The 24,484-nt window shown below is 45.6% G+C and carries 18 protein-coding genes; 7 read left to right on the forward strand and 11 right to left on the reverse strand.

All coding sequences use genetic code 11. The annotated features are described in order from the left end of the window. Positions 1 to 22: 22 nt before the first annotated feature. The 6 genes from AACM02_RS03960 to AACM02_RS03985 all read left to right on the forward strand — a co-directional run bounded on the left by AACM02_RS03960 (position 23) and on the right by AACM02_RS03985 (position 8,168). Complete coding sequence (locus AACM02_RS03960) at positions 23 to 1,753, forward strand: tetratricopeptide repeat protein (protein ID WP_339116126.1); 1,731 nt, start codon at positions 23 to 25, stop codon at positions 1,751 to 1,753. After that, positions 1,750 to 2,595: a DUF4292 domain-containing protein gene (locus tag AACM02_RS03965; RefSeq protein ID WP_332457155.1), complete on the forward strand. Its 846-nt coding sequence runs from the start codon at positions 1,750 to 1,752 to the stop codon at positions 2,593 to 2,595. Before AACM02_RS03960 ends, AACM02_RS03965 begins: the two co-directional genes overlap by 4 nt. After that, complete coding sequence (locus tag AACM02_RS03970; RefSeq protein ID WP_214061918.1) at positions 2,595 to 3,956, forward strand: murein hydrolase activator EnvC; 1,362 nt, start codon at positions 2,595 to 2,597, stop codon at positions 3,954 to 3,956. Before AACM02_RS03965 ends, AACM02_RS03970 begins: the two co-directional genes overlap by 1 nt. 56 nt (positions 3,957 to 4,012) lie before the next feature. Continuing rightward, positions 4,013 to 5,299: a nucleoside permease gene (locus AACM02_RS03975; RefSeq protein WP_339116127.1), complete on the forward strand. Its 1,287-nt coding sequence runs from the start codon at positions 4,013 to 4,015 to the stop codon at positions 5,297 to 5,299. 13 nt (positions 5,300 to 5,312) lie between these two features. Next, complete coding sequence (locus tag AACM02_RS03980; RefSeq protein ID WP_332457154.1) at positions 5,313 to 5,873, forward strand: AraC family transcriptional regulator; 561 nt, start codon at positions 5,313 to 5,315, stop codon at positions 5,871 to 5,873. A gap of 84 nt (positions 5,874 to 5,957) precedes the next feature. Continuing rightward, positions 5,958 to 8,168, forward strand: a complete 2,211-nt coding sequence (locus AACM02_RS03985) for a cation-translocating P-type ATPase (RefSeq protein ID WP_339116128.1) — start codon at positions 5,958 to 5,960, stop codon at positions 8,166 to 8,168. Between the two features lie 61 nt (positions 8,169 to 8,229). On the opposite strand, the gene AACM02_RS03990 is transcribed toward AACM02_RS03985, so the two are convergent. The 5 genes from AACM02_RS03990 to AACM02_RS04010 all read right to left on the reverse strand — a co-directional run bounded on the left by AACM02_RS03990 (position 8,230) and on the right by AACM02_RS04010 (position 14,971). Next, positions 8,230 to 11,028, reverse strand: coding sequence for an insulinase family protein (locus tag AACM02_RS03990; protein WP_339116129.1), 2,799 nt, complete (start codon positions 11,026 to 11,028; stop codon positions 8,230 to 8,232). 44 nt (positions 11,029 to 11,072) lie between these two features. Beyond that, the gene (locus AACM02_RS03995; protein WP_339116130.1) at positions 11,073 to 11,939 is read right to left on the reverse strand and encodes a nucleoside phosphorylase; all 867 of its coding nucleotides are present in this window, start codon (positions 11,937 to 11,939) and stop codon (positions 11,073 to 11,075) included. A gap of 40 nt (positions 11,940 to 11,979) precedes the next feature. After that, entirely contained in the window at positions 11,980 to 12,972 is a 993-nt protein-coding gene (floA, locus tag AACM02_RS04000; RefSeq protein WP_214061948.1) for a flotillin-like protein FloA, read from the reverse strand. A 77-nt stretch (positions 12,973 to 13,049) separates the two neighbouring features. Continuing rightward, on the reverse strand, positions 13,050 to 13,541 hold the full coding sequence (locus AACM02_RS04005) for an NfeD family protein (protein WP_214061949.1): 492 nt from the start codon (positions 13,539 to 13,541) through the stop codon (positions 13,050 to 13,052). A gap of 11 nt (positions 13,542 to 13,552) precedes the next feature. Further along, entirely contained in the window at positions 13,553 to 14,971 is a 1,419-nt protein-coding gene (locus AACM02_RS04010; protein WP_339116131.1) for a tetratricopeptide repeat protein, read from the reverse strand. Between the two features lie 224 nt (positions 14,972 to 15,195). Here AACM02_RS04010 and guaA point away from each other — a divergent pair, with 224 nt between their 5' ends. Beyond that, a complete protein-coding gene (gene guaA / locus AACM02_RS04015) occupies positions 15,196 to 16,716 on the forward strand; it encodes a glutamine-hydrolyzing GMP synthase (protein WP_332457151.1) in 1,521 nt (506 codons plus the stop codon). A 6-nt stretch (positions 16,717 to 16,722) separates the two neighbouring features. On the opposite strand, the gene AACM02_RS04020 is transcribed toward guaA, so the two are convergent. The 6 genes from AACM02_RS04020 to AACM02_RS04045 all read right to left on the reverse strand — a co-directional run bounded on the left by AACM02_RS04020 (position 16,723) and on the right by AACM02_RS04045 (position 24,457). Further along, the gene (locus tag AACM02_RS04020; protein ID WP_339116132.1) at positions 16,723 to 18,804 is read right to left on the reverse strand and encodes an HD family phosphohydrolase; all 2,082 of its coding nucleotides are present in this window, start codon (positions 18,802 to 18,804) and stop codon (positions 16,723 to 16,725) included. 36 nt (positions 18,805 to 18,840) lie between these two features. Next, positions 18,841 to 20,373: a glutamate--tRNA ligase gene (gene gltX / locus AACM02_RS04025; RefSeq protein ID WP_339117426.1), complete on the reverse strand. Its 1,533-nt coding sequence runs from the start codon at positions 20,371 to 20,373 to the stop codon at positions 18,841 to 18,843. Positions 20,374 to 20,423: 50 nt separating this feature from the next. Further along, positions 20,424 to 21,062, reverse strand: coding sequence for a WbqC family protein (locus AACM02_RS04030; RefSeq protein WP_339116133.1), 639 nt, complete (start codon positions 21,060 to 21,062; stop codon positions 20,424 to 20,426). Beyond that, a complete protein-coding gene (locus AACM02_RS04035) occupies positions 21,029 to 22,447 on the reverse strand; it encodes a S26 family signal peptidase (RefSeq protein ID WP_339117427.1) in 1,419 nt (472 codons plus the stop codon). The genes AACM02_RS04030 and AACM02_RS04035 overlap by 34 nt, the downstream gene beginning before the upstream one ends. 159 nt (positions 22,448 to 22,606) lie before the next feature. Further along, positions 22,607 to 23,329 carry a 4-hydroxy-tetrahydrodipicolinate reductase gene (gene dapB / locus AACM02_RS04040; RefSeq protein WP_339116134.1) on the reverse strand — a complete coding sequence of 241 codons (723 nt, stop codon included), beginning with the start codon at positions 23,327 to 23,329 and terminating at the stop codon, positions 22,607 to 22,609. Positions 23,330 to 23,443: 114 nt separating this feature from the next. Next, complete coding sequence (locus AACM02_RS04045; protein ID WP_339116135.1) at positions 23,444 to 24,457, reverse strand: NAD(P)-dependent oxidoreductase; 1,014 nt, start codon at positions 24,455 to 24,457, stop codon at positions 23,444 to 23,446. Between the last annotated feature and the right edge of the window lie 27 nt (positions 24,458 to 24,484).

The following is a 24,484-nucleotide window of genomic DNA, read 5'->3' on the forward strand; positions in this document are numbered from 1 at the left end:
GGACATTATCAGATTAAAAAGAATGAATTACAACAAATACATAAGCGGTATCATCGTTTCTCTTGTGCTTTTTCCGGTAAGCCTTTTTTCGCAGGTAGAAGGATTGATCCTGGATGAGACAAGCCGGCGGAAGTTTGATTACTTTTTTTATGAGGCGGTCAACGCCAAGACCCTGGGTAAATATGCCGAATCTTTCGATTTGCTTCAACACTGTTATTCCATGGATTCCACTAACGCCAGCGTGCTGATAGAATTGGGTGCTTACTACAGTTCCCTGGAGGAGAAAAACAAGGCGTTGGATTTTTTTCGTAGAGCAGTGAAACAGGATCCGGCCAACTATTACTACAACATGATTCTTGCCGGATTGAGCAAAGAGCTAGACCTGAAAAAAGAGGTCATAGAAATTTACAACTATTTACTGAAAACGTATCCCGAAAAAGTAGAACTCTACTTTGAGCTTGCCAATGTATATGGCGATAACGGAGAACTCGACAAGGCCATTCAGTCGCTCGACTCGCTGCAAAAATATACCGGAGTTTCGGATGCCATAACGCTCAATAAGTTCCGATTGTACAACATGATGGATAAAAAGGATCGGGCGTTTGAAGAAATCCAGTCGGTTATTGACAAAAACCCCGATAATATCCGCTACAAACTTCTTATGGGCGATTTGTATTTACAGGATAATCAGGCAGATAAAGCATTGGACTATTACCAGCAGGCAAAGCAGATTGCTCCGGATGAGCCTTCGTTAATTCTCTCCATGGTGAATTATTACGAAAAAACCAACAATAAACCGGCTGCTGTAGAGGAATTGCAAAAAGCCATCACGAGCAGTAAGATGGAGGTGGAGACAAAACTACAACTGTTGGCCCGTTACATTACTTTATTACGCCAGAGCCAGCAGGATATTAAAACGGCCAATCCGCTTTTTCAATCGATGTTTGAGCAGCATCCCAACAATACCCGCATCAACATGATGTACGGTGATGTGTTGTTGTTGCAGGAAGATAAAAAAGGAGCGATGGAGCAGTTTGAAATTTACACCAAAGACAATCCAGCCGATCCTGCCGGATACGAGCAAATGCTTCGCATCGTTTTACCGGACACCCAGGCGCTTGAAAAAGTGGTCGAAATTACCCTGACTGGAATTGAGCATATTCCGACTGCCCCGCAGTTCTACTTTTACCTGGGACTGGCTAAGTTTCAACAAAAAAAATACGGGGAAGCATTGAGTATCTACGAACAGGGCCTGGCGAATGCCGAATTTCAAAGTCCGGTGATCGAGTCGGACTTTTACGGGCAGATCGGAGACATCCACCATTTCCTGAAAAACAACGATACCGCTTTCGAAAATTATGAAAAAGCCCTAAAGCTGAATCCGCAGAACCTGCCGGTACTTAATAATTACAGCTATTATTTATCGCTGGAGCGGAAAAGTCTGGATAAAGCAGAACAGATGAGCGGAATAACCATCAAGGCTGAGCCTACAAACCCCACCTACTTGGATACTTACGGATGGATTCTGTTTGAACAGGGTGCCTATACGATGGCGAAAATATATATAGAGAAGGCGATTGAATATGGGAAGGAAGATCTTACGGCAGAAGTTCTTGAGCATTATGGCGATGTGCTTGCCGTAACGGGTGAAAAGGAAAAAGCCGTGGAACAATGGAAAAAAGCCAAAGAGTTGGGAAGCGGTTCCAAAACATTGAATAAAAAAATTAAAAGAAAAGAATACATAAAAGAATGAATTTCAGAAAACAGATCATTATCTTTCTGCTTGGCATAACTGTTGTTATTCTGGGATTGCATTCGTGCAAATCCAAAAAGCAAATTGTTGCCGCTGCTCCTGTCGAAGAGAAAGTGAATGTCGATTTGTTTACCGATATTTTAAACAATCAGTTCAGTTTCAAGACGTTTTCATCGAAACTCAACCTTAATCTTTCATCGGGAACAAAGTCGCTGAGTTCCAAAGCTAGCCTCCGGATAGTGAAAGACAAGGCCATCCAGCTCTCTGTCCAACCGTTGTTCGGCGTGGAGATGCTGCGCTTGTATGCTGACAGGGACAGCCTTGTGCTGTTGGACAGGATGAACAAACGTTATGTAAAAGAGTCCATCGAGGATGTTAAAAGAATGTATCCTGTGGGGTTTGATTATAAGACGTTGCAATCGCTTTTAACCAATCAAGTGTTTGTTTCGGGACAAACGGACGTTATTTATTCCGATTACGATAAGTTTTCAACCGACCAACTCTCCGATATGCATTACCTGTTGAAGTCAGTTGACAAGAAATCGGGCATCGAGTATAGCTTTACCATCGATGGCAACGACCGCATCGCATTAACGCATTTGATAGAACCGAAAGATCATTATTCGATGAACTGGAGGTACGATGATTTTGTTATGGAATCCCATAAGGCTTTCCCTCGCAAGATGGATGTTGCGTTGGCTTCAACCAGGCGAAAAGTAAATGTTGGACTGGAGTTTTCAGGCATCACACTTGATGAGGATTTCGATCTTCAGGTCTCGGTTCCGGGGAGTTATACGCGGGCGACCCTTTCGGATATTGTTAAAATCCTGACAAACAATTGATGAGGAGAGTTTTTACGATAGGATTGTTTCTGACGCTTGCGAGTACTCTTTTCTCGCAAACTCCGCAAATCGATCAGCTCCAGAAGCAACAGAAGATGTTGTTGGAAGAGATCAAAAGCACCAACAAACTCTTCCTCGATGTAAAAAAAGAAACCACTACCCTCCTTCAGCGCATTAACCTTATAAACAAACAGATTGCTTCCCGGAAAGAGATGATGACACTGCAAAACCAGGAAATTGCAGCGTTGGAGAGGGAGCAATTGCGGTTAGAATCGGAAATAAATCGGCTGGGTGAATCGTTAAAACAGAAACAGGAGAGCTACGCAAAAGCTGTTCGTGTGATGCAGGCCAGCCGAAGTAGGCAGAACGAGTTGTTTTTTGTCCTTTCCGGAAAATCGTTGGGTGAATCGTTGCGCAGGATGCAATACCTGCGTGATTATTCTAAATGGCGCAAAAGTCAGGCCGAAGAGATCAAGCAACAAAATGTACAGTTAAGCGCTCGAAAAGATGAGCTTGCCAAAGCCCGGACCGGCAAACAGGCTGCGCTGGATGCCTTGAAAGCGGAACAGCTCCGGTTGCAGGAAGAAGAACACGTCCGTCAGTCTGAAATGACCGAAGCGCGAGGAAAACAAAGGGAGTTGCAGAGGATGCTCCAGGATAAGCAGCAGCAAGCCCGAAAACTAGATGCCCAGATCGAAAAGTTGATTGCTGAAGAGGTTGCCCGTCAGGAAAGGGAAGCTGAAGCCCGTCGTTTGGCGGCTGAAGCCGAGAGAAAACGAAAGGCCGAAGAGGTTGCTGCCCGTGTGCGCCGAGAAGCAGAGAAAGGAAGAAAAACCGAGGAACTGGCTAGAAAAGAACCGGATAAAACCGAGGACGTAAAACCTGCCGTCAAGCAACCTGAACCGAAAATAGAATCGGCAACAACAGCTGACGAAACGTTCAATCTTTCTAAGAATTTTGTGTCTAATCGCGGAAATCTGCCTATGCCTGTTACTGGAACGGCATCCATTGTGGGAAGTTTCGGACAGCGAAAACACAGCGAATGGAACGTTACCACCAATAGTAATGGTATTGATATTCAGGCGCAACAAGGCGCCAATATCCGTGCGGTGTTTGAGGGTGAGGTCTCGAAAGTGTTCTCCGTTCCCGGTTACAACACCTGTGTGATTGTCCGTCACGGAGATTATTACACATTTTATGGCAATATTTACGATCTGTTTGTAAAATCGGGCGATAAACTAAAGTCTGGTCAGTCACTGGGCAGAATTTATACCGATCCGGACACCGGTGTAGCAACCATGCATTTTCAGTTGTGGCAAAAAACCACCAAGCTAAATCCGGCGCCGTGGCTGAAACGATAGTACATAGAAGAGACTGGACTGCCGGGTCTCTACCTAAAATATCAAACATTTAAATCATGAACATAAAAATCAGACTCATCGTGATGAACTTTCTCCAATACGCCATTTGGGGAGCGTGGCTAATTTCGTTAGGTGCATATCTTGGTGGTGGATTGAAGTTTACGGGTGTGCAAATCGGGAGTTTTTTTGCCACTATGGGTATTGCATCGCTTTTTATGCCTGGTGTAATGGGTGTGATTGCCGACCGATGGATCCCGGCACAAAAATTACTCGGTATTTCTCATCTGATTGCCGGTTTTTTCCTTTTTTTGGCTGCACCGCAAACGGAGTATGCTCCATTATATACCTATGTTTTGCTGTCGGTTATGTTTTATATGCCCACTATTGCATTATCTAATTCAGTGGCATACACATCGTTGACCTCTTGTGGATTGGAAACGGTGAAGTCGTTCCCGCCTATTCGTGTTTGGGGAACTGTGGGTTTTATAGTATCGATGATTGCTGTGGATTTAATTCGCATAGATGGCTTTCAATTATCCAAAACATCGTATCAGCTTTATTTTTCAGCAATACTCTCGCTTGTGCTTGGAATTTACGCCTTTACGCTTCCCAATTGTCCTGTAAACAAAGAATCTGAAAATAGGTCTTTGATCGATAAACTGGGATTACGTGCTTTTGCACTTTTCAAGCACCGACAGATGGCAGTTTTCTTCCTGTTTTCCATGTGTTTGGGTATCGCGTTGCAGATCACCAATGCTTTCGCCAACGATTATCTTACCAATTATTTCGGCAACATTCCCAAATTTTCAGGAACTTTCGGAGTGGAACATGCCAATATTCTCATCTCACTTTCGCAAATGTCTGAAACTTTGTGCATCTTGCTTATCCCATTCTTTTTGAAACGTTACGGCATTAAAACCGTTATGCTGATAAGTATGTTTGCCTGGGTGTTGAGATTTGGATTATTGGGAGCCGGTGATCCCGGAGGCGGTGTTTGGATGCTGATTCTTTCTATGCTGATTTATGGGGTGGCATTCGATTTTTTCAATATTTCGGGCTCACTGTATGTTGAAAAAGTTACGCGGCCTGCCATCCGATCGAGTGCTCAGGGAGTTTTTATGATTATGACCAACGGTTTCGGAGCTTTCATCGGTTCATATGCTGCAGGAAAGGTGGTTGATTTGGTCGGTTGGCCGAACTCGTGGTATGTTTTTGCCGGGTATTCACTATTGGTAGCATTTTTGTTCATGGTTTTCTTTCAATACAAACACGAAAGTGAGACAGGGCGACAGGGTGACTTGGCGACAGGGAAAGAGGATGGTGATGGTGTGATTCTAAACTAAACTTCAGAAATTTATGAAACTATATGTAAAAAATATGGTTTGTAATCGTTGTGTGATGGTAGTTCACAACGAAATGGAAAAGTTGGGTTTCAACCCGAAAGACGTTGTGTTGGGTGAAGTTTTGCTTGAAGAAGAATTGTCTGACGAGCAGAAAGAGAAAGTTCGTGCAGCAATTGAACCGTTGGGTTTTGAACTGATCGATGACCGGAAAAGCCGTATTATTGAGAAAATAAAAAATGTTATTATCGATTTGGTGCATCGCAAAAATAGTCATCTGCAGACAAATCTTTCCGACATGTTGAGTGAAGAACTTAATCACGATTACAGCTATTTGTCCAATCTTTTCTCTGAAGTGGAAGGCACCACCATCGAAAAATATTTTATCGCACAAAAAATCGAAAAGGTAAAAGAATTGCTGGTTTACGACGAACTATCACTCAGTGAGATCGCTTATCGACTCAATTATTCAAGTGTTGCTTACCTGAGCAATCAGTTTAAAAGAGTGACAGGCCTTACCCCCGGCCATTTTAAACAAATCAGAGAAATAAAAAGGAAACCGCTCGACGAAGTGTAAATCTTACAAATCTATTCAAAAAAACTGCAATACTCTATTGAACTTTTGTTGCTAATTTTGCATTCTACTTAAAAAGAAATGGTTATGGCAACAAACGAAAATCAATCTATACAAAAGAATTTTCCCGTTCTACAAATGACCTGTGCCGGTTGTGCTGCAGGCGTAGAAAACAAACTCAAATCACTGAAGGGTGTGAAAAATGCTGCCGTGAATTTTGCTACAGCAACTGCACTGGTAGATTTTCAACCCGGTGAGATAGATGCTGAAGGTATTCAAAAAGCCGTTCAATCCATCGGTTACGACTTGGTTCTCGAAGAAGAAAATCAACAGGATCTGCTCGATGAAATTCATGAAAAGAATTATAGACAACTAAAAAACAAAACTGTCTGGGCATTGATATTATCCCTACCGGTTGTGATTGTAGGGATGTTTTTGATGAACATTCCATATGCTGACCTTATCATGTGGGCTTTTGCAACACCGGTGGTTTTGTGGCTGGGAAGAGATTTTTTCATTACTGCTTGGAAGCAGACCCGGCATCGTACTGCTAATATGGATACACTTGTGGCATTAAGTACGGGGACAGCGTACGTTTTCAGTCTCTTCAATATGCTTTTTCCCGAATTCTGGCAGAGCAAAGGATTGGAAGGTCATGTTTATTTTGAAGCCGCAGCGGTAATTATCGCTTTTATTTTGTTGGGGCGGCTGTTGGAAGAAAAAGCCAAAGGCAGTACTTCGTCTGCATTAAAAAAACTGATGGGTTTACAGCCGAAAACGGTCACTGTTATTCGTGACGATAATAATCAGGTTGAGATAGCTATCGAAAAGTTGGCGGTTGGTGAAATCGTGCAGGTGAAACCGGGAGAAAAAATTGCCGTGGACGGCACGGTAATTTCGGGTGACTCGTTTGTTGACGAAAGTATGTTAAGCGGAGAGCCGATGTCCGTGCGTAAGGTAAAAGGAGAAAAAGTGTTTGCCGGAACGATCAATCAAAAGGGCAGTTTCAGGTTTAGGGCCGATAAAGTAGGTAAAGAAACAATGTTGGCACACATTATTAAAATGGTGCAAGACGCACAAGGCAGCAAAGCTCCGGTACAGAAACTGGTAGACAAAATTGCAGGTATATTTGTGCCGGTAGTTATAGGAATCGCGATCATTACGTTTATCGTTTGGTTAATTTTTGGAGGAGACAATGCGCTCACACACGCGCTACTGGCTTTTGTTACTGTACTGGTTATTGCCTGTCCTTGTGCGCTGGGGCTGGCAACACCAACCGCTATTATGGTTGGGGTGGGAAAAGGTGCCGAAAAGGGTATACTGATAAAAGATGCTGAAAGTCTGGAATTGTCACAAAAAGTGAATGCCGTTGTATTGGATAAAACCGGAACCATTACCGAAGGTAAACCGCAAGTTACAGATGAACTCTGGATGGATGAGTCTGCAAAAGCCTTGCTTATGGCTTTGGAACAGCAATCAGAACATCCGCTGGCTGATGCTGTTGTTGCGCATTTGGAAAATGGTAAGGAGATTTTGGTTTCCGGCTTCGAAAGTCTTACGGGAAGAGGAGTAAAAGGTATTGTTAATGATAAAATGTATTTTGCGGGAAACCGAAAACTGATGTCGGAAAATAATATCTATATTTCGCAGGAGTTACAGGCTAAATCCGATGAGTGGGGCCAATTGGCTAAAACCATCATTTGGTTTGCCGATAACAAAAAAGCCTTGGCTGTTCTGGCAATTTCCGATAAAATTAAGGAGACATCAGTTACGGCTATCCGAAAGATGCAGGAAATGGGTATCGAAATGTATATGCTCACAGGCGATAACGTAGCAACATCCAAAGCCATCGCCGGGCAAACCGGAATCAGGCACTACAAAGCGGAGGTGTTACCGCAGGAAAAATCGGAATTTGTAAAAGAGTTGCAACAACAGGAAAAAGTTGTGGCTATGGTGGGCGACGGCATCAACGACAGCGCCGCTCTTGCACAGGCTGATGTGAGCATTGCTATGGGGCAGGGCAGCGACATTGCCATGGATGTGGCAAAAATGACCATTATTTCGTCTGATTTGACTAAAATTCCGCAGGCCATCCGATTATCCCGCCAAACCGTTCAAACTATTCGTCAGAACCTGTTCTGGGCATTTATCTATAACATTATCGGCATTCCCATTGCTGCGGGGATACTCTATCCCGTAAACGGTTTTTTGCTTAATCCGATGATTGCCGGAGCAGCCATGGCACTGAGCAGCGTGAGCGTGGTGACCAACAGTTTAAGGTTGAAGTGGAAAAAATAATGTAGAGACGGTGTGCGACACCGTCTCTACACATATAAAGTTCAAAGCTTTCGTGTCCCGATTATTCCTTCGGTAACATCACCACGACAGCCTCGTTGCCTTGCGACAGGAATTCTTTCACAAAGTTTTTCACGTCGTTTGCTGTAATGGAATTCAATATCGTTAAATAATTGGAGTGATTGTCTTCTCCATAAAAATAGTTGGTGTCGAGCACGTTCATCCAGTAACTGTTTTCCTTCAGGTTTTCGTTGTACTGCTTCAACATATATTCTTTCACTTTGCTGAAATCCTCGGCGCGGGGACCGTTGTCGGCTATTGATTTCAGTTCGCGATGGATGATGGCATTCAGGTTTTCCATTTTGGTCGGGTCCGTATCGTAAACAATCTGCAATGTACTTTGACCCTTCGGATAGCGTGAAATGCCGCCTTGTGTATAAACGCCATAAGTTCCTCCTTCATCTTCACGGATTTTTTCGGTGTAAACGATGTCAAGAATCTGGTCAAAAATACTCATCAGCAGGGTATTCTTCTGGCTGCGTTCCATGTTTCCTGTGGAAGCAATGAATACCGATGCTTTGGGATTTTGCATTTCACGTTGGAAGATGTTTTCCGACTTTCCTTTCAGGTAATCCATCGGTACATGGATAAATTCACCTTTCACGGCTTTTCCCGGAAGCGAAGCGAGGTATTGCTCGATAACAGGTTTCACCTTTACCTCATCGATATTACCGACAAACGTGAAAACAAAACTGCCGGGATTACGGAACAGTTGTTTGTACATTTCCATGATGCGTTTGTAATCTATCCCTGCCAAGTCCTCCACTTTGGTGCGTTTTGTCAGCGGATTGTCGCCATAAAGAGCTTTCGTCGCTGCATCACTGAAGGCCACCATCGGTTCGGCTTCCTGATTTTTTAACTGTGTTTCCATGCGTTGAATAAACGATTGGAAGGCATCGTCGTCGCTTCGGGGAGCTGTGAAATAGAGATATACCAGTTGAAGCATGGTCTCAAAATCCTTTATGGAAGACGAACCGTTGAAATCTTGTGTGGTAAGCGAAACACCTGGCCGGGCCGATGCCGTTTTTCCGGCAAGCGCTTTTGTCAGATGAGTGGCACTGAAATTACCTACCCCCCCCAACGTGATGATGTTGTTCATCATTCTTGCGTTGATCGGATCCTGTACGGCATATTGTGAATATCCGCCGGTACTGGATCCGGTCATGACAATCTGGTCGTCCTTAAAATCGGTAGTTTTCAGGATTACTTTCATGCCATTCTGAAGCGTCCAGACCGTTGCGTCCAGCGCTTCATTTTTTTCCACTAGTGCGATCTTTCCGGGTGTGGGAGGCGTCGCGATAAGCGGTTCGTTGGATACTTCTTCTACGTAGGCTTCAATCTTTTCACTCTTCACGTTGTTGATTGCCGCAACAAGTTCGTCCTCCGTTGGATAAACCAACCCTTCCTTTTCAGGACCTGATACAGAGATGACCATGTTTTTATCGCCGATAAGCTGCGCGATAGTTTGGTTGATAGCCTCAACCGGAATGTTGGGAGCTATCATGTTCATCATGTTGTACTCGTACTCAATACCGGGGATAGGTTCGCTGTTGATGAAGCTACTTACGTACTCTTGCGAATAGCGGCTGTTCCTCTCTTTATCGCGGTTGTTATATCCGTTTTCGTATTGTTTCAGGATATTGGTACGGGCACGTTCATATTCCGAAGCGGTGAAACCGAAGCGTCTCACACGTTCCGTTTCGCGAATCATGGCGGCTATTGCGTCTTTGATCTTGTCATCCGCAGAGCCTCCAACAACCGTCCAGGCATCTTTGGTCTTGGCTACAAAATATTCGTCGTCGTAAGCATAAGCAGAGGTAAACGGAGCATTCGGTTTTTGAACCATCTCCTGGAACCGCTCATTGATCATGGTAGCTGCAGCCGATTTGATGTAATTTAAAACCAGGCCGGCCTGCGACAGTTTAATTTCGTTGGGTATGGGTTCGTGTTTGTAAAAAACCATCAGTTGTGTACGTGTCGCTTCCGGGTCGGTGGCGATGGAAACGATGGGCGTATCGTTATCGGGGACAGGAAAATATTCGCGGGTAGCGGGATTTTCCTGAGCCGGTATCTTGTTGAAAAGTTCCTTTACTTTGGTTTCCATATTGTCGAGGTCGAAATCACCCACAACGATGATTCCCTGTAAATCGGGGCGGTACCACTTTTTGTAGTACGCGCGGATTTCTTCGGGCTTGAAGTTGTTGATAACATCAATACTCCCAATAGGCAAGCGATTGGCGTATTTGCTGTCTTTATACATTACGGGAAGCATCTTTTTCCACAACCGGAATTGTGCCCCGCCGCCGGTACGCCATTCTTCACGAATAACACCGCGTTCTTTTTCCAACTCTTCGTCTTCCAGCAAAATGCCATTCGACCAGTCGTGAAGGACGAGAAGCACCGAGTCCACCAGGTTTTCATGGGTGGTGGGGACGTCGGTCAAAAAATAGACGGTTTCATCAAGCGAGGTATATGCGTTGATGTTTGTTCCGAATTTAATTCCGTTATCTTGTAGGTAATTGAGCATATCCTTGCCCGGATAATTTTTTGTTCCGTTAAATGCCATGTGCTCCAGAAAATGCGCCAGTCCCGACTGATTGTCTTCTTCCTGCATTGACCCTACTTTTTGAGCGATGTAGAAATCGGCCCGGTTTTCAGGTAGTTTATTCTGACGGATGTAGTAAGTTAACCCGTTTTCCAATATGCCTTTCCGAACATTCGGATCGATAGGCTGAGGTGGATTCTGTTGCGCCGTTGCTGTTATCCCCAGCAACACCAACGACAATAATAAAATTTTTTTCATTGTTGATTGTTAATTAAATAGGTGGTTTGTTCAATCGTAGATAGTTATATCCTTTCCAGTACAACTTTTATTAGATCCTCGATCGATCCTTTGTAGTCAGCATTCGATTCCAGGGCTACCCGGTTGGCAATGATGGCGCAAACGGTCATGCATTTGTGGCCCATCATTTTACCCAAGCCTGCGATGGCCGAACTTTCCATCTCGTAATTGGTGATGGAGTAATGGCTGTAACGGAACGACTCGATTTTTGCATTCAACTCAGGATCAGCAAGGGGCAGCCTCACGTGTCTGCCTTGTGGGCCATAGAAGCCGATGGCGGAAATGGTTACTCCGCGAATCATGTCGTATCCGATGCGTTCCACCAGCTCTTCGTCGGCACTCACCACATAGGGCGAACAGTGGTAGGGTGACCAGTTTACCTGTTTCTGAAAGGCTTCTTCAAAATCTTCTTCCCGTACATTCTGCGAATGGGCATAATAGTGAAGCAACCCGTCAAAACCGATCGATTTTTCGGAGACCACATACGATCCGATAGGGCAGTGCGGTTGCATGCCGCCCGATGTTCCCACGCGGATCATGGTCAATTGCCTAAACTCCGGTTTTACCGTTCGGGTATGAAAATCGATATTGGCCAAAGCATCCAGCTCTGTTACAACAATATCAATGTTATCGGTTCCGATGCCGTGCGAGAGTGCGGTAAGACGTTTCCCCTTGTACATGCCTGTAACCGTGTGGAATTCCCTGCTGCGCACATCGCACTCGATACTGTCGAAAAAGGAAGCGGTCAGTGTTACGCGGTCAGGGTCACCCATCATCACGATCTTGTCCGACAGTTGCTCGGGCCTGATGTGAAGATGAAATACACTGCCATCGGGATTGACAATAAATTCCGAATTAGGGATTATTCTCATAAAAGTAATGGTTTAAGACTTCTTTACTTTCGTTCTCTATTTATTTCGAACTTTCTTCTTTCGCTCCGCCTTGAGGCTTGGCAATCGCATCGCGCATATCGGTATCCGACTGGATGTTCTTCATCCGGTAGAAATCCATAATGCCCATATTGCCACTGCGGAACGCTTCGGCCATTGCCTTGGGTACTTCAGCTTCGGCTTCAATTACCTTCGCACGGGCTTCCTGGGCCTTGGCTTTCATCTCCTGTTCAAGGGCGATAGCCATGGCGCGGCGCTCTTCGGCGCGGGCCTGGGCGATGTTCTTGTCGGCTTGTGCCTGATCCATTTGCAGGACGGCACCGATATTTTTACCTATATCGATATCAGCAATATCAATAGAGAGAATTTCGAATGCAGTCCCGGCATCCAATCCTTTTCTTAACACAAGTTTCGAAATGGAGTCGGGGTTTTCGAGCACCGATTTGTGCGAAGCTGCCGAACCGATAGAGGATACAATTCCTTCACCAACGCGGGCAAGGATGGTCTCTTCACCGGCACCACCCACCAATTGCTTGATGTTGGCCCGGACCGTAACGCGCGCTTTGGCAATTAGTTGAATACCATCGATGGCTACTGCCGAAACCGGCGGTGTGTCAATAACCTTGGGGTTTACCGACATCCTTACGGCTTCCAGTACGTCACGGCCTGCGAGGTCAATGGCTGTGGCCATCTGAAAAGGCAGTTCGATGTTGGCTTTTGATGCCGAAACAAGCGCATGGACAACTTGTTCCACGTGCCCTCCGGCCAGGTAATGCGCTTCCAGGTTGTCCCGGGTAACGTTTTTCAATCCGGCCTTGTGCGCTTCAATCATCGCGTAGACGATGGTGTGAGGCGGAACCCGGCGTAAACGCATCAAGAACAACTGGACAAGCGATATTCGGACGTTTGCCGAGAGAGCGTTAATCCACAAAAAGAAAGGCACATAGTGGAAAAAAATCAGTACGAAAATTACAATTAATGCAATCCCAATAATCAGAGGAAAAGATAATTCCATAATTTAATTTATTTGGTGTTTAAAGTTCAATATTTAAAGTTCGACGTTCTTGTTTGAGTATCTGAGAGCCTTCTGTCTTATATCTTTGCTTCTTGTTCTCTCTTTTTAACCGTCACATTATACGATTCTACCCGTACAACTTCTATTTCTGTATCTTCATCAATAAGTTCCCCATCGAAGGATTTCCCTTCAACAGTTACTTCGTTTATCATCACCTTTCCGATAGGATTCAACCGGGAAACCGTTATTCCGGTATCACCAGGCTGAAGGCTTTTCAGGTCGCTGTTGTCCACCGTTTCACGAATGTCGGCAGTAAGCGCTATCTTTTGCAGTGATTTGGATTTTAGCAGCCACACAAATGCCAGTGCAAGCAAAATTAACGAAAGGGCCAGTGTAATGTTGCCGGCTGTAGAACCTAGGTAGATGTAGGAGTAGATCACGCCGCCTACCATAAAAATAGCGCCGCCTACTCCGGCAATACTGATACCCGGTAACAGAAAAAACTCAATGAGAAGTAGTAAAATTCCCAGAACGATTAAAACGGCAACAATGATTACATTGAAAGTCATGATGTAAAGAATTAAAAACTGTTTCTGATCTCTTCATTGCGCGCCCGTAATTCCAGCGATTCAATCTCTCTGAATAGATTTTCGGTTTCCTTTTCAAGATTTAATATGGACGCCGATAGTGCAGATGAGTTGGAACTTCCTGCAATTTGCCGGCGTTTTTCCGATAGGTCCTTTTCCTGTTGATTCAGTCTGGTCTTCAAGTTGATGGCTTGAGAAAAGAGCGACCTGGCCGTTGCATTTTTAAAATCTGTCAACGTATAGTAGGTTTTTTCGTCGTTAATAACAAACGTAAAATCTTTTTTTTGCGTAGTCTTTTGTGGAGCAGTTGTTTTGTGTGAACGTTGCAGCAAGGCTGAATAGTCAATATCTGGTTTCCAGGATTCCTTTATGGAGGATATCCTTGCCCGGTTTGCCAGGTAAGACGCATCTTCATTCTCCAGCAGCACAACTTCAGGAGAGGGAACAAACGTATAAACACAAACGGAGTCTTTCGGTTGAAACCGGTCGCTGGCGAACCAGCCGATACCTTTTTCTTCATCGATAGCCATCATGTAGTCGTTGAAGGGGGAGTTAAACGGCATGTTCAGCTGATTAGGGGTTAGGTACGAGTTTGTGGCCAGGTTATATCGGGTAACAAACAGATCATACCCACCCAATGAACCGTGCCCGGTGGAGGAGAAATAAATGGTAAGGCCATCGGGCATAACAAACGGGTAAGCCTGATTCCCCTCTTGATTGATCGATTCCGATAACCGTTTCTCATTGCCGAAGCTGTCCAGTAGTTTTTCCATGGTATAGAGGTTACTTCCCGAAATCGAATCGTCTTGCGGATAGTAGATCTTATCCTGACGTTCGTTGAGGAAAAGCACCTGATTGTTGTTGGGTTGATCCCGGAAAAAACCACTTACCGGCTGCAGCGATCCGGCAGATGCACTCAGTTTATAAACCGAGAGAAAATCGGATTTAGGGACAACTATGCTGTCAATGATCTGAACATCCTCAGTGCGGTTTATCAGTCGTTTCAGCTTATCGGCATATTCTTTGTAAGGGTTGAGTAATGCAAGCGCTTGCTTATTTCTCCGGTTGGCTTTTTCGTATCGGGTGAATTCCTTTTCAGCGTCGGCAAACCGGTACATTTTAGTGTAAAGCTGTCCCAGTTGTAGGTACGACTCCTGAATATTTTTTAGCGAAGCAAACTCAAGGTATTGCTGGGCTTTTTGATAATCGCTTTCAGCAAGCGATATTACACCAAGCCATAGATTAAGCTGGGCATTGTTGGGATTAACCCGGTATTCAGCTTCAAAAACAGGTTTTGCTTGCGTAAAGTCCCCTTCCAGGTACCATTTTTTCGCATCATCAACCGATTGGCCCATCGATAAAACGGGAATGATTAAAAGAATGAATGCAAATAATTGGTGGTGTACTTTCATTATCAGTCTGAAATATGATCTTCAAAGATTCAAAGATAGGAAAATAATTTGTAAAATGATCTTCTTTTGTTAATTTATCTATCCGATGCTTATACCATACGTCATGCTATTTTTTTCCATACTTTTCGTATCTTTGCACTGCAAAAAATACAAACAACGCGCCGCTGTTGCTTGTGTGTTCATGCTAATTTCTGGCTTCTAATTTCTAACTTCTTCAAAAATATATGCACGAAAAAATAATCATTCTCGATTTCGGTTCTCAGACAACTCAGCTCATCGGCCGCCGTGTACGCGAGCTGAATACTTATTGCGAAATAGTACCCTTCAACAAATTCCCTTTCGGAGATAGATCGGTAAAAGGAGTAATTCTCTCCGGAAGCCCGTTTTCGGTCAACGACGACAATGCTTTTAAAACCGATCTCCATGAAATACGGCGTAATTATCCGGTACTGGGAATTTGTTACGGTGCCCAGTGGATAGCACAATCATCGGGCGGTACGGTCGACAAGAGCGATTCGCGCGAATACGGGAGGGCCCATCTGAGCGTGAAAGAAACAGGTGACCTGCTTTTGGGGAACCTCCCGCAACAATCGCAAGTATGGATGTCTCACGGGGATACGATCGTGCGGATTCCCGATAATTTCTCGGTTATTGCTTCCACCGAAGAGGTGGAAATCGCTGCCTACAAAGTGAAGGATGAGCCTACATGGGGAGTGCAGTTTCACCCGGAAGTCTTCCATACGGAACAAGGTAACAAGCTACTGGATAATTTTCTGGCGATCTGCGGATGCCGGAAAGACTGGACGCCTGCATCGTTCATTGAGGCGACAGTAGCTGATCTGAAAGAAACACTGGGAGACGATAAGGTGATTTTGGCCCTTTCCGGAGGTGTGGATTCTTCCGTTGTAGCCGTTTTACTGAACAAAGCCATTGGAAAGAACCTGACCTGTATTTTCGTAAATCATGGATTGCTGCGTAAAAATGAGTTTGAAACCGTTCTCGAAAATTACGAACATCTCGGACTGAACGTCATCGGTGTAGATGCCCGAGAACGCTTTTACAAGGAACTTGCCGGAGTAACTGACCCCGAGCGCAAACGTAAAATCATCGGCAAGGGATTTATAGATGTCTTCGACGAAGAAGCGCATAAACTTACCGCCATAAAGTGGTTGGCGCAGGGGACCATTTATCCCGATATCATCGAGTCGCTTTCCATTACGGGAACCGTTATCAAAAGCCATCACAACGTAGGTGGGCTTCCCGAGAAAATGAACCTGAAACTGTGCGAGCCGTTGAAATTACTTTTTAAGGACGAAGTGCGGAAAATCGGTCTGGAACTTGGAATGAAACCGCATCTTATTTATCGCCATCCTTTCCCCGGTCCGGGACTGGGTATCCGGATCCTGGGCGACATCACGCCGGAAAAAGTACGCATAGCACAGGACGCCGATGACATTTTTGTTTCGAACCTCCGTGCAGCAGGGTTGTACGACAAGGTTTGGCAGGCAGGCGCAATCCTTTTACCGGTACAATCGGTGGGCGTAATGGGTGACGAACGCACTTACGAAAATACCATTGCTTTGCGTGCTGTAACTTCCACTGACGCCATGACAGCGGATTGGGCACATCTGCCTTACGAGTTTCTGGCAAAAGTGTCGAGCGAGATTATCAACAAGGTCAAAGGGGTAAACCGCGTGGTATACGATATCTCATCGAAACCGCCGGCAACCATTGAATGGGAATAAAAACCTTTATACTGATTCTGGTTGAGTCTGGGGCTTGTCCAGCTTTGGATAGGCAATCCGTGTGTGGTAGATGGTCTGGAGCTTTTGAAGAAAAACTTCTTTTATGGCCGCAATGTCACGGAAAGTGATGGGGGCCAGCTTGAAGTACCCTTCTGTCACCTGTGAATCGATCAGCGATTCCACCAGATTCCGGATGCTGTCTTCGTTGTATTCCGGCAAGCTTCTTGAAGCAGCTTCCACCGCATCGGCCATCATCATGATGGCCGTCTCTTTTGAGAAAGGATTGGGCCCGGGATAGCGGAACAGGTCTTCGTTTATCTCTTTCCCGGGGTTAGCGTTTTTCCAGGAGATGTAGAAGTATTTCGGCATACTGGTTCCGTGGTGCGTTTCAATAAAATCGGTTATCTGCTTCGGCAAGTTGTTTTTTTGCGCTATTTTCACTCCGTCTCTCACGTGATTGATGATGATGCGCGCACTTTCCTCGAAAGGGAGTCCCGCGTGCGGATTCATCCCCGGCGATTGATTTTCGGTAAAAAAAGCAGGATTTACCATTTTTCCGATATCGTGATACAATGCTCCCGTCCTTATTAGAGAAGCATTGGCCCCGATTTTTACTGCAGCGGCCATACCCAGGTTTGAGACCTGTAATGAATGCTGGAAGGTTCCTGGTGCTTTTTCGGACAACTCCTTCAATAACGGTTTGTTGATGTTCGATAATTCAATCAGGCTTACCCCCGATATGAATCCGAAGGATTTCTCGATGAGGTATACCAGCGAATAGGAGAACAATATAAAAATGAAATTGATGAAAAAATAGATAAATATGATCGGGTCAATTTTGTTGATGTTCCCTTCCTGATGCATGACCAGGCCTATATACATCAAGCTGTAGGCGATCAGGATAAAGAAGGAACTGCGTATTAACTGGTAACGTTCCGAGAGCTCTTTCAGCATAAATACCGACACCATCGCAACGGCAATCTGTATGACGATAAATTCAAACGGAAAGGGGACCATCAGCGAGCTTAGGATAATGGTAATCAAACTGGCAAACAATGCCGTACGGGAGTCAATAAATGTTCGTATCAGAATAGTGACTATGGCATACGGGATAATGTACACGTTGAAAAGGTCAAGCTGACTGGTGATTGCTGTCAGTGCTACAAAGGAGGTCACCAGCAACACCATGAACGTGACGTGCTTCCTGTTTCGGTATTCATGCGGCCGGAAGAAAAGCAGGTATGCATAAAATGCCCCAAACAGAAGAACTACCAGCAAGAGTTGACCGAAAATCATCCATCCGTTTTTACCGGTTCTCCCGCTTCGCTCTTCGGTGACCCGTTTTAGTGAGTTCAATACCTTGTAGGTTTGGGAGCTGACTATTTCCCCTTGGTCAATAATACGTTGTCCCGTTTGCACCATCCCTGTGGAGGGAGAAACCTGCTGGATAAATTCCTCCCTGGCCTTTTCGGATGTAGAAGCATCGTACACGATATTTTCGCGGATATATTTATTTACATCTGCCAAACGTATTAATTCGGCATCCATGCTTTTCGGCGTATTATTGAGGAGTTGTTCGTATGCCGATTTAATGGTGCTAAATGTTTCCACACTTTTTGATTCAGCCAGGTTTCCTTTTCGTAACCGCATGGATTGAGTTTCGGAACTGAAAACCTTGTCGTAATCCTCTGAACGCATGATTCCCGACCGGTATATTTTCTGCAAACTGTTCCTCAGGTAAAGGATATAATCAGGAGACAGGCTGCTGAGCTTCGTGTTCAGGTTAACATCGGCATCGAATTCAGCCATTGCGTTCTTCTCAACACTTTCATCGATGGTATAGTAGGGTTCGTAAAAGCGCAGGATGCTGTCTCGTTCTGCTTTCAGTTGATCGGCAGGTTTGTAAATGGGGAAATCGAACGGAGCAGTCAAAAGCCCGTATTGCCAGGGTCTTCCTTCGCTGAAGGAGTACTTGAAATCTCCCTGGCGGGGAAACAGCAGTGTAACCAGAGCAATTGCCAGGATGAAAACAGCAGGAACAAAAAAACGGGTTCTTAGTCTGAATTTTCTTTTTGACTTCAGGTTCATAACTTCGAATAGTTTTTGGTTGTACAAATATTGGGTTTATGTATTCTCCGGAGCAGGAATGTTTGTTATGGCTGTCGTTAACCGGCCTATGGTTTCCTGCTTGCCCAGAAGCGAAGTAATGTCGAACATGTGAGGGCCCTTGCTCTCGCCTACTACAGCCAGACGGAAAGCATTCATAATGTTTCCGATGGGATAGTTTTTCTCTTCAATCCACTGCTTAACCCGGATCTCCTGATTTTCGGAAGAGAAGTCATCGATGCTTTGCAACACGTTAATAAGTTCGGACAGTTGTGCGGAACTTTCCTTTTTCCAGCGTTTTTTTACCGTTTTTTCGTCGTATGAAGCCGGCGCAATGAAGAAAAACGAGGCCTGATCCCACAATTCTTTCACGAAATTCACCCGTTCTTTCACCAATCCGATAACGTTGGCGGCATAGTTCTTGTCGCAGGGAATGTTTTTTTCTGCCAAAACAGGTTGGATCATCTCCGCCAACAGTTCATTGGGTGTTCCCTGAATATATTTGTGGTTGAACCACTTGGCTTTTTCGAAATCAAACTTTGCACCGCTCTTGCTGCATCGTTCGAACGAAAAGGCCGTAACCAGCTCATCGAGAGAGAAAATCTCCTGCTCTGTTCCCGGATTCCATCCCAGCAAAGCCAAAAAGTTGATAACGGCCTGAGGCAAGTACCCGCTTTCGCGGTATCCCGATGATGTTTCCCCTGATTGGCGGTCTTTCCATTCCAGCGGAAAAACGGGAAATCCGAGGCGGTCCCCGTCGCGCTTGCTCAGCTTTCCGTTGCCTTCGGGTTTGAGCAGGAGCGGCAGGTGGGCGAACTCGGGCATAGTATCTTCCCATCCGAAACTTCTGTATAACCACACGTGAAGGGGAGCCGACGGCAACCATTCTTCACCGCGAATAACGTGCGTGATCTCCATCAGGTGGTCGTCCACCACGTTGGCAAGGTGGTACGTCGGCAGTTCGTCGGCCGATTTGTAAATGACCTTGTCATCGAGCACTGAGGAGTTGATTACCACTTCTCCACGAATTAAATCGTTTACGGTGATATCGATACGGGGCTCAATCTTTATGCGTACCACGTATTGCGTACCGTTGTCGATCAGCTTTTTCACCTCTTCGGTGGGTAACGTCAGTGAATTCCGCATCTGAAGCCGGGTGGTGGCATCGTATTGAAAGTTCGGGATTTCGTTGCGTTTGGCTTCCAGCTCCTGGGGGGTATCAAAGGCGATGTACGCCTTGCCTTCGTCCAACAGTTTGTGGACGTATTTTTTGTAAATGTCTTTTCGTTCCGACTGTCGGTAGGGCCCGAATTTCCCTCCTTTTGCGGGACTTTCGTCGTAGGGCAGTCCCAACCAGTCGAAAGCTTCCTGAATGTATGCTTCTGCTCCGGGAACAAACCGGGTGGAGTCGGTGTCTTCAATCCGAAGGATGAAGTCTCCGTTTTGTTGTTTGGAAAACAGGTAGTTGTATAATGCCGTGCGAACTCCGCCGATATGAAGCGGCCCGGTAGGACTGGGGGCGAAGCGGACTCTTGTTTTTCTGCTCATAATTTTGATGTTGAGGCTACAAAGGTAAGAAAAAAATAAGACCCGGGTATGATTCACAGCCACAACCTCGCTTCGTTGCCCATATTGAACACCAAATCGATGATACTTGCATTCTGGATGAACCCCAGTTTATCCTGGAAAACCTGGTAGTATGGCCTGGTCATGAAGCCGGAGGGTCGTTTGGGATGAATTGCTTCTCTATGGTCCGCTATCCCTTCAGGTATTTCAGCAACGTATTCCGGAGATAGATTAGTTGGCTGCTCTATCCGCAGCCATCCGCAGATGAGTTCGTGAAGCTGAAGGTTAAAATCGACGAGAAAAGGGATCCTCTTTTCGTAGAACGGCTGTAGTTCGTCTGCATAATACTCAAAAAAAGGTGTGGAGCTGTATGCCGATACAATGGCGTTCCAATGCAGGTGCCGCCAGTTTCCGTGGTCTGCAATGCGGACATCCTTCATCCGGCATTTTACTGCAGAAGGTTTTTCGACAGGAATGCTCAATGCCATCGATCCGTTGGCCCCAACAATGTTACACCGGTTTCGGTAAGATTGTTTCTGGTAGTTTTCGTGAACCTCTATAACGGTGCTGGAGGCGCGAAAAAATACCGAATAGTATTCGACGGGCGCCAGGTAGAAGGAAGAAAGCAACACCCTCCCGGTTATTTTTTTGCACTTCGAAATAACCTGTTCCACCGGATTTTTCCGTTAAGCCAGCCGTTGTCTTTTTCCAGGGAAAGCCATATCAGCATCGGTTGTCCCACGATATGGTCTTCGGGAACAAATCCCCACACGCGTGAGTCGGCCGAGTTGTGGCGGTTATCCCCCATCATGAAGTAGTAATCCATCTTAAAGGTATACGAGTCTGCCGGCTCCCCGTTTATGTATACTTTTCCGTCGCGAAAGGCAAAATCGTTCCCTTCGTAATTCTTTATACAACGTTCGTAGGCTGCCGCTTTAAAGGCCACATCAGTGTCGAACGTGAGGGTGGCACCTTTCTCCGGAATCCAGAGCGGCCCGAAGTCGGCGCGGGTCCAGTTGGTCGTATAGCCTAAGGGATAATAATAGCTCGAACCAGGCTGCTCCACGTCTTTTACCACCTCCCACACGAAAGGTTTTTCCTTCAGCTTAGCGGCCATCGCTCCGGTTAACGGGATATTGTAATAGATCTTTCCGTTGTTTCCGTTTTGTTGTTTCAATCCGGAATGGGCCATGGTCAGGCTGTCTATACCCGTTAAATCCTGCATTTTCAAGGAGACCTGCCCGTAGCTGTTCGGCATCATGTAGTCGTCCTTGTTGATACCCAGTTCCTGGAAAATGTGTTCCGATATAACTGTTCCGTCCGTATGGATCATGTAGGTCAACTGCGATAATTTAGGGCTCGGGATGAGTTCCCCATCGATGTAAACACTGTCGTCGCGCAATTCGATGGTTTCCCCGGGAAGTCCGATACAGCGCTTTACGTAATTTTCGCGCCGGTCTACCGGGCGAAAAACCACTTCGCCGTAGGTCCTTTGGTCGGAACGTATTCCGGCGCTTCCGTTGGTGTTGTACCTGGAGAGGGTATAAAAATCAACACCCTGCTGGTTTAAAGCAACCGTATCCCCGGCGGGGAAATTAAAAACGACAATATCGTTGCGCTTTACTTCTCCGAGTCCCTTCAGCCTGCGGTATTTCCACTGCGGCTTATCGATGTATGACTTTCCGCCGATTACCGGCATGGTGTGCTGTGCCAGCGGAAACGACAGGGGAGTGATGGGTGCGCGGGGCCCGTAGCTGACCTTGCTGACCGCCAGAAAATCGCCGACCAGCAAAGATTTTTCCAGTGATGAAGTGGGGATCTGGTAGTTCTGGAAGAAAAAAGTGTTGATAAAATATACAGCTATCAACGCAAACAAGATGGCATCCACCCATTCCATGGTTTTGCGGATGGCCTTATTTTCGCTTTTTTTCCACCACGACCACGGTACAAACTTCGTGATGTATACATCGAAAAAAAGCAGGATGAAGAACAAGATCCACGGGCTCCTTGCCCAAACGGCGAAGAGGACTGTGGAAAGTGTCCATACGCCAAACCACATCCATTGATGCTGTTGGGCAGAGGAAATGCGCACCTTCAAATTTCCCGAAAGGGACTTGTGGGAAGAGGCATTGGTGTTGTCGGCGGTTTTATTCATCTTTTTTGTATTTTTTGCAATTGTTTCAATCGGTTGATGCTGTTTATGCTTCTTTTGAAGCAATCAGGGATGTAGGTTCAGCATGTCTTTCATTCCCAGAAAACCTTTTTTCCCTTTCGTGAATTCGGCAGCTAAGACTGCACCGAGGGCAAAACCCTTCCGGCTCTTGGCATCGTGGGTGATACGTATGCTGTCGGCTTCCGATTCGTATACGACGGTATGAATACCGGGAACTTCCCCTTCACGAAATGACTTGATTTCCAGTTCATTTTTATTGCCGGCTTTGTTGAGTGACCATGTTTCTTTCCGTCCCAGGTTTTCCAAAATACCTTCTGCCAACGTGATGGCTGTTCCGCTGGGTGCATCCAGCTTATGGATGTGGTGTGTTTCTTCCATCCGCACGTCGTAATCGGAAAATTGGCTCATTACCTTTGCCAGGTAATTGCTGAGTGCATAAAAGATGTTTACACCCAAGCTGAAGTTGGAAGCATAAAAGAAGGTTTGCCCCTCGTTTTCACAAGCCGCTTTTATTTCGTTCAGGTGTTCCAGCCACCCGGTGGTTCCGGATACCACGGGAACGTTTGCTGCAAAAGCCCTGCGGTAATTTTGCAGAGCACTTTCGGGAGAGGTGAACTCAATGGCGGCCTCGGCGCTCCTGAACTCGGGAGAATCAAATTTACCGGTTTCGTTGAGGTCGATGGTGCAAACGATTTCGTGCCCGCGTTGCAGGGCGATTTTTTCAATTTCGTGCCCCATCTTGCCGTAACCGATTAATGCTATTTTCATCTGTTTAATTGTTAAAACGCAAAAATACAAAAATAGAACTGATTGTGAATCTGTTTTGCGTTATTTGTTCTTAAATTGTACGTACGATGTCGTTTCGGTTACCAAGCCGCGAGCTTACAACCATCCTCTTTCCCGATACCACTTTACGGTGGCCTCAACCCCCTCTTTTAACCGGTAGCCGGGTCGGAAGTCGAGGTCGTGTTGTAGCGGAGTGGTGTCGCACGACCAGTTCCGTTGCTTCATGATCTTGTATTTGTCGGTATTGAAGGCAGTCGCTTTACCCAGCAGGCCGGAAATTCTTTCGCTGATGAATGCTGCCGGCTTCACCAACCACAGAGGAACGTTAACCCTGAAAACGCGCTTTTTCTGCAGCGCTTGTTGTACAATGGTATTGAACTCCGAATCGGTATAAACATCCCCATCGGCCACGAAATATTCCTTCCGGTGAGTGTTCTTTTCAATACAGTTGAAAATGACCCTTACCAGGTCACCGACATAGATAAATGTGAGGATCTGTTTCCGGAATCCGGCACCAACATTTATTCCGTTTTTTACGGCACGCATCAAGATCAGGTAATCTTTGTCGCGCGGCCCATATACTCCCGTAGGGCGAAGAATAACATACGGGAAACCGGGTAGCTTTTTCAGGTAATTTTCGGCTTTCAGCTTACTTTTGCCGTAAGCCGTATTTGGATTAGGAGTACAGTCGCACGACAAAGGGGTGTATTTTATTTCGTCGCCCGCACCTACGGCTCCCAGTGTGCTCATAAAAACGAATAAATCGGGGACGGCATCGGTTTCGACAAGTGCGTCTACAAAGTTCCGTACTTGTTCGTAATTTACCCTGTCGAATTCCGCTTTGTGAAGAGCCTTGGTAATTCCGGCGCTGTGTACGATGTAATCGAACCGTCCGTTTTTATCGGTGAAATCCTGAAGCTGCTCTTTTAGTTTTTTCTTATCACCGTAGTTTAAATCAATAAACTTTATCCGTTCATCCTGCAAGTAAACTTTGTTACTGCTTGCACGGATTCCTGCCCAGGTTTCGTAACCCAACTCCAATGCTTTGTCAATGGCTGCGCTGCCAATAAAACCGCTAGCTCCGGTGATAAGGATTTTTTTTTGTTCCATTCCTTCCAAAATTCAATCACAAATTTA

The organism is Petrimonas sp., assembly GCF_963921705.1.
In the GTDB taxonomy this organism is placed as follows: domain Bacteria; phylum Bacteroidota; class Bacteroidia; order Bacteroidales; family Dysgonomonadaceae; genus Petrimonas; species Petrimonas sulfuriphila.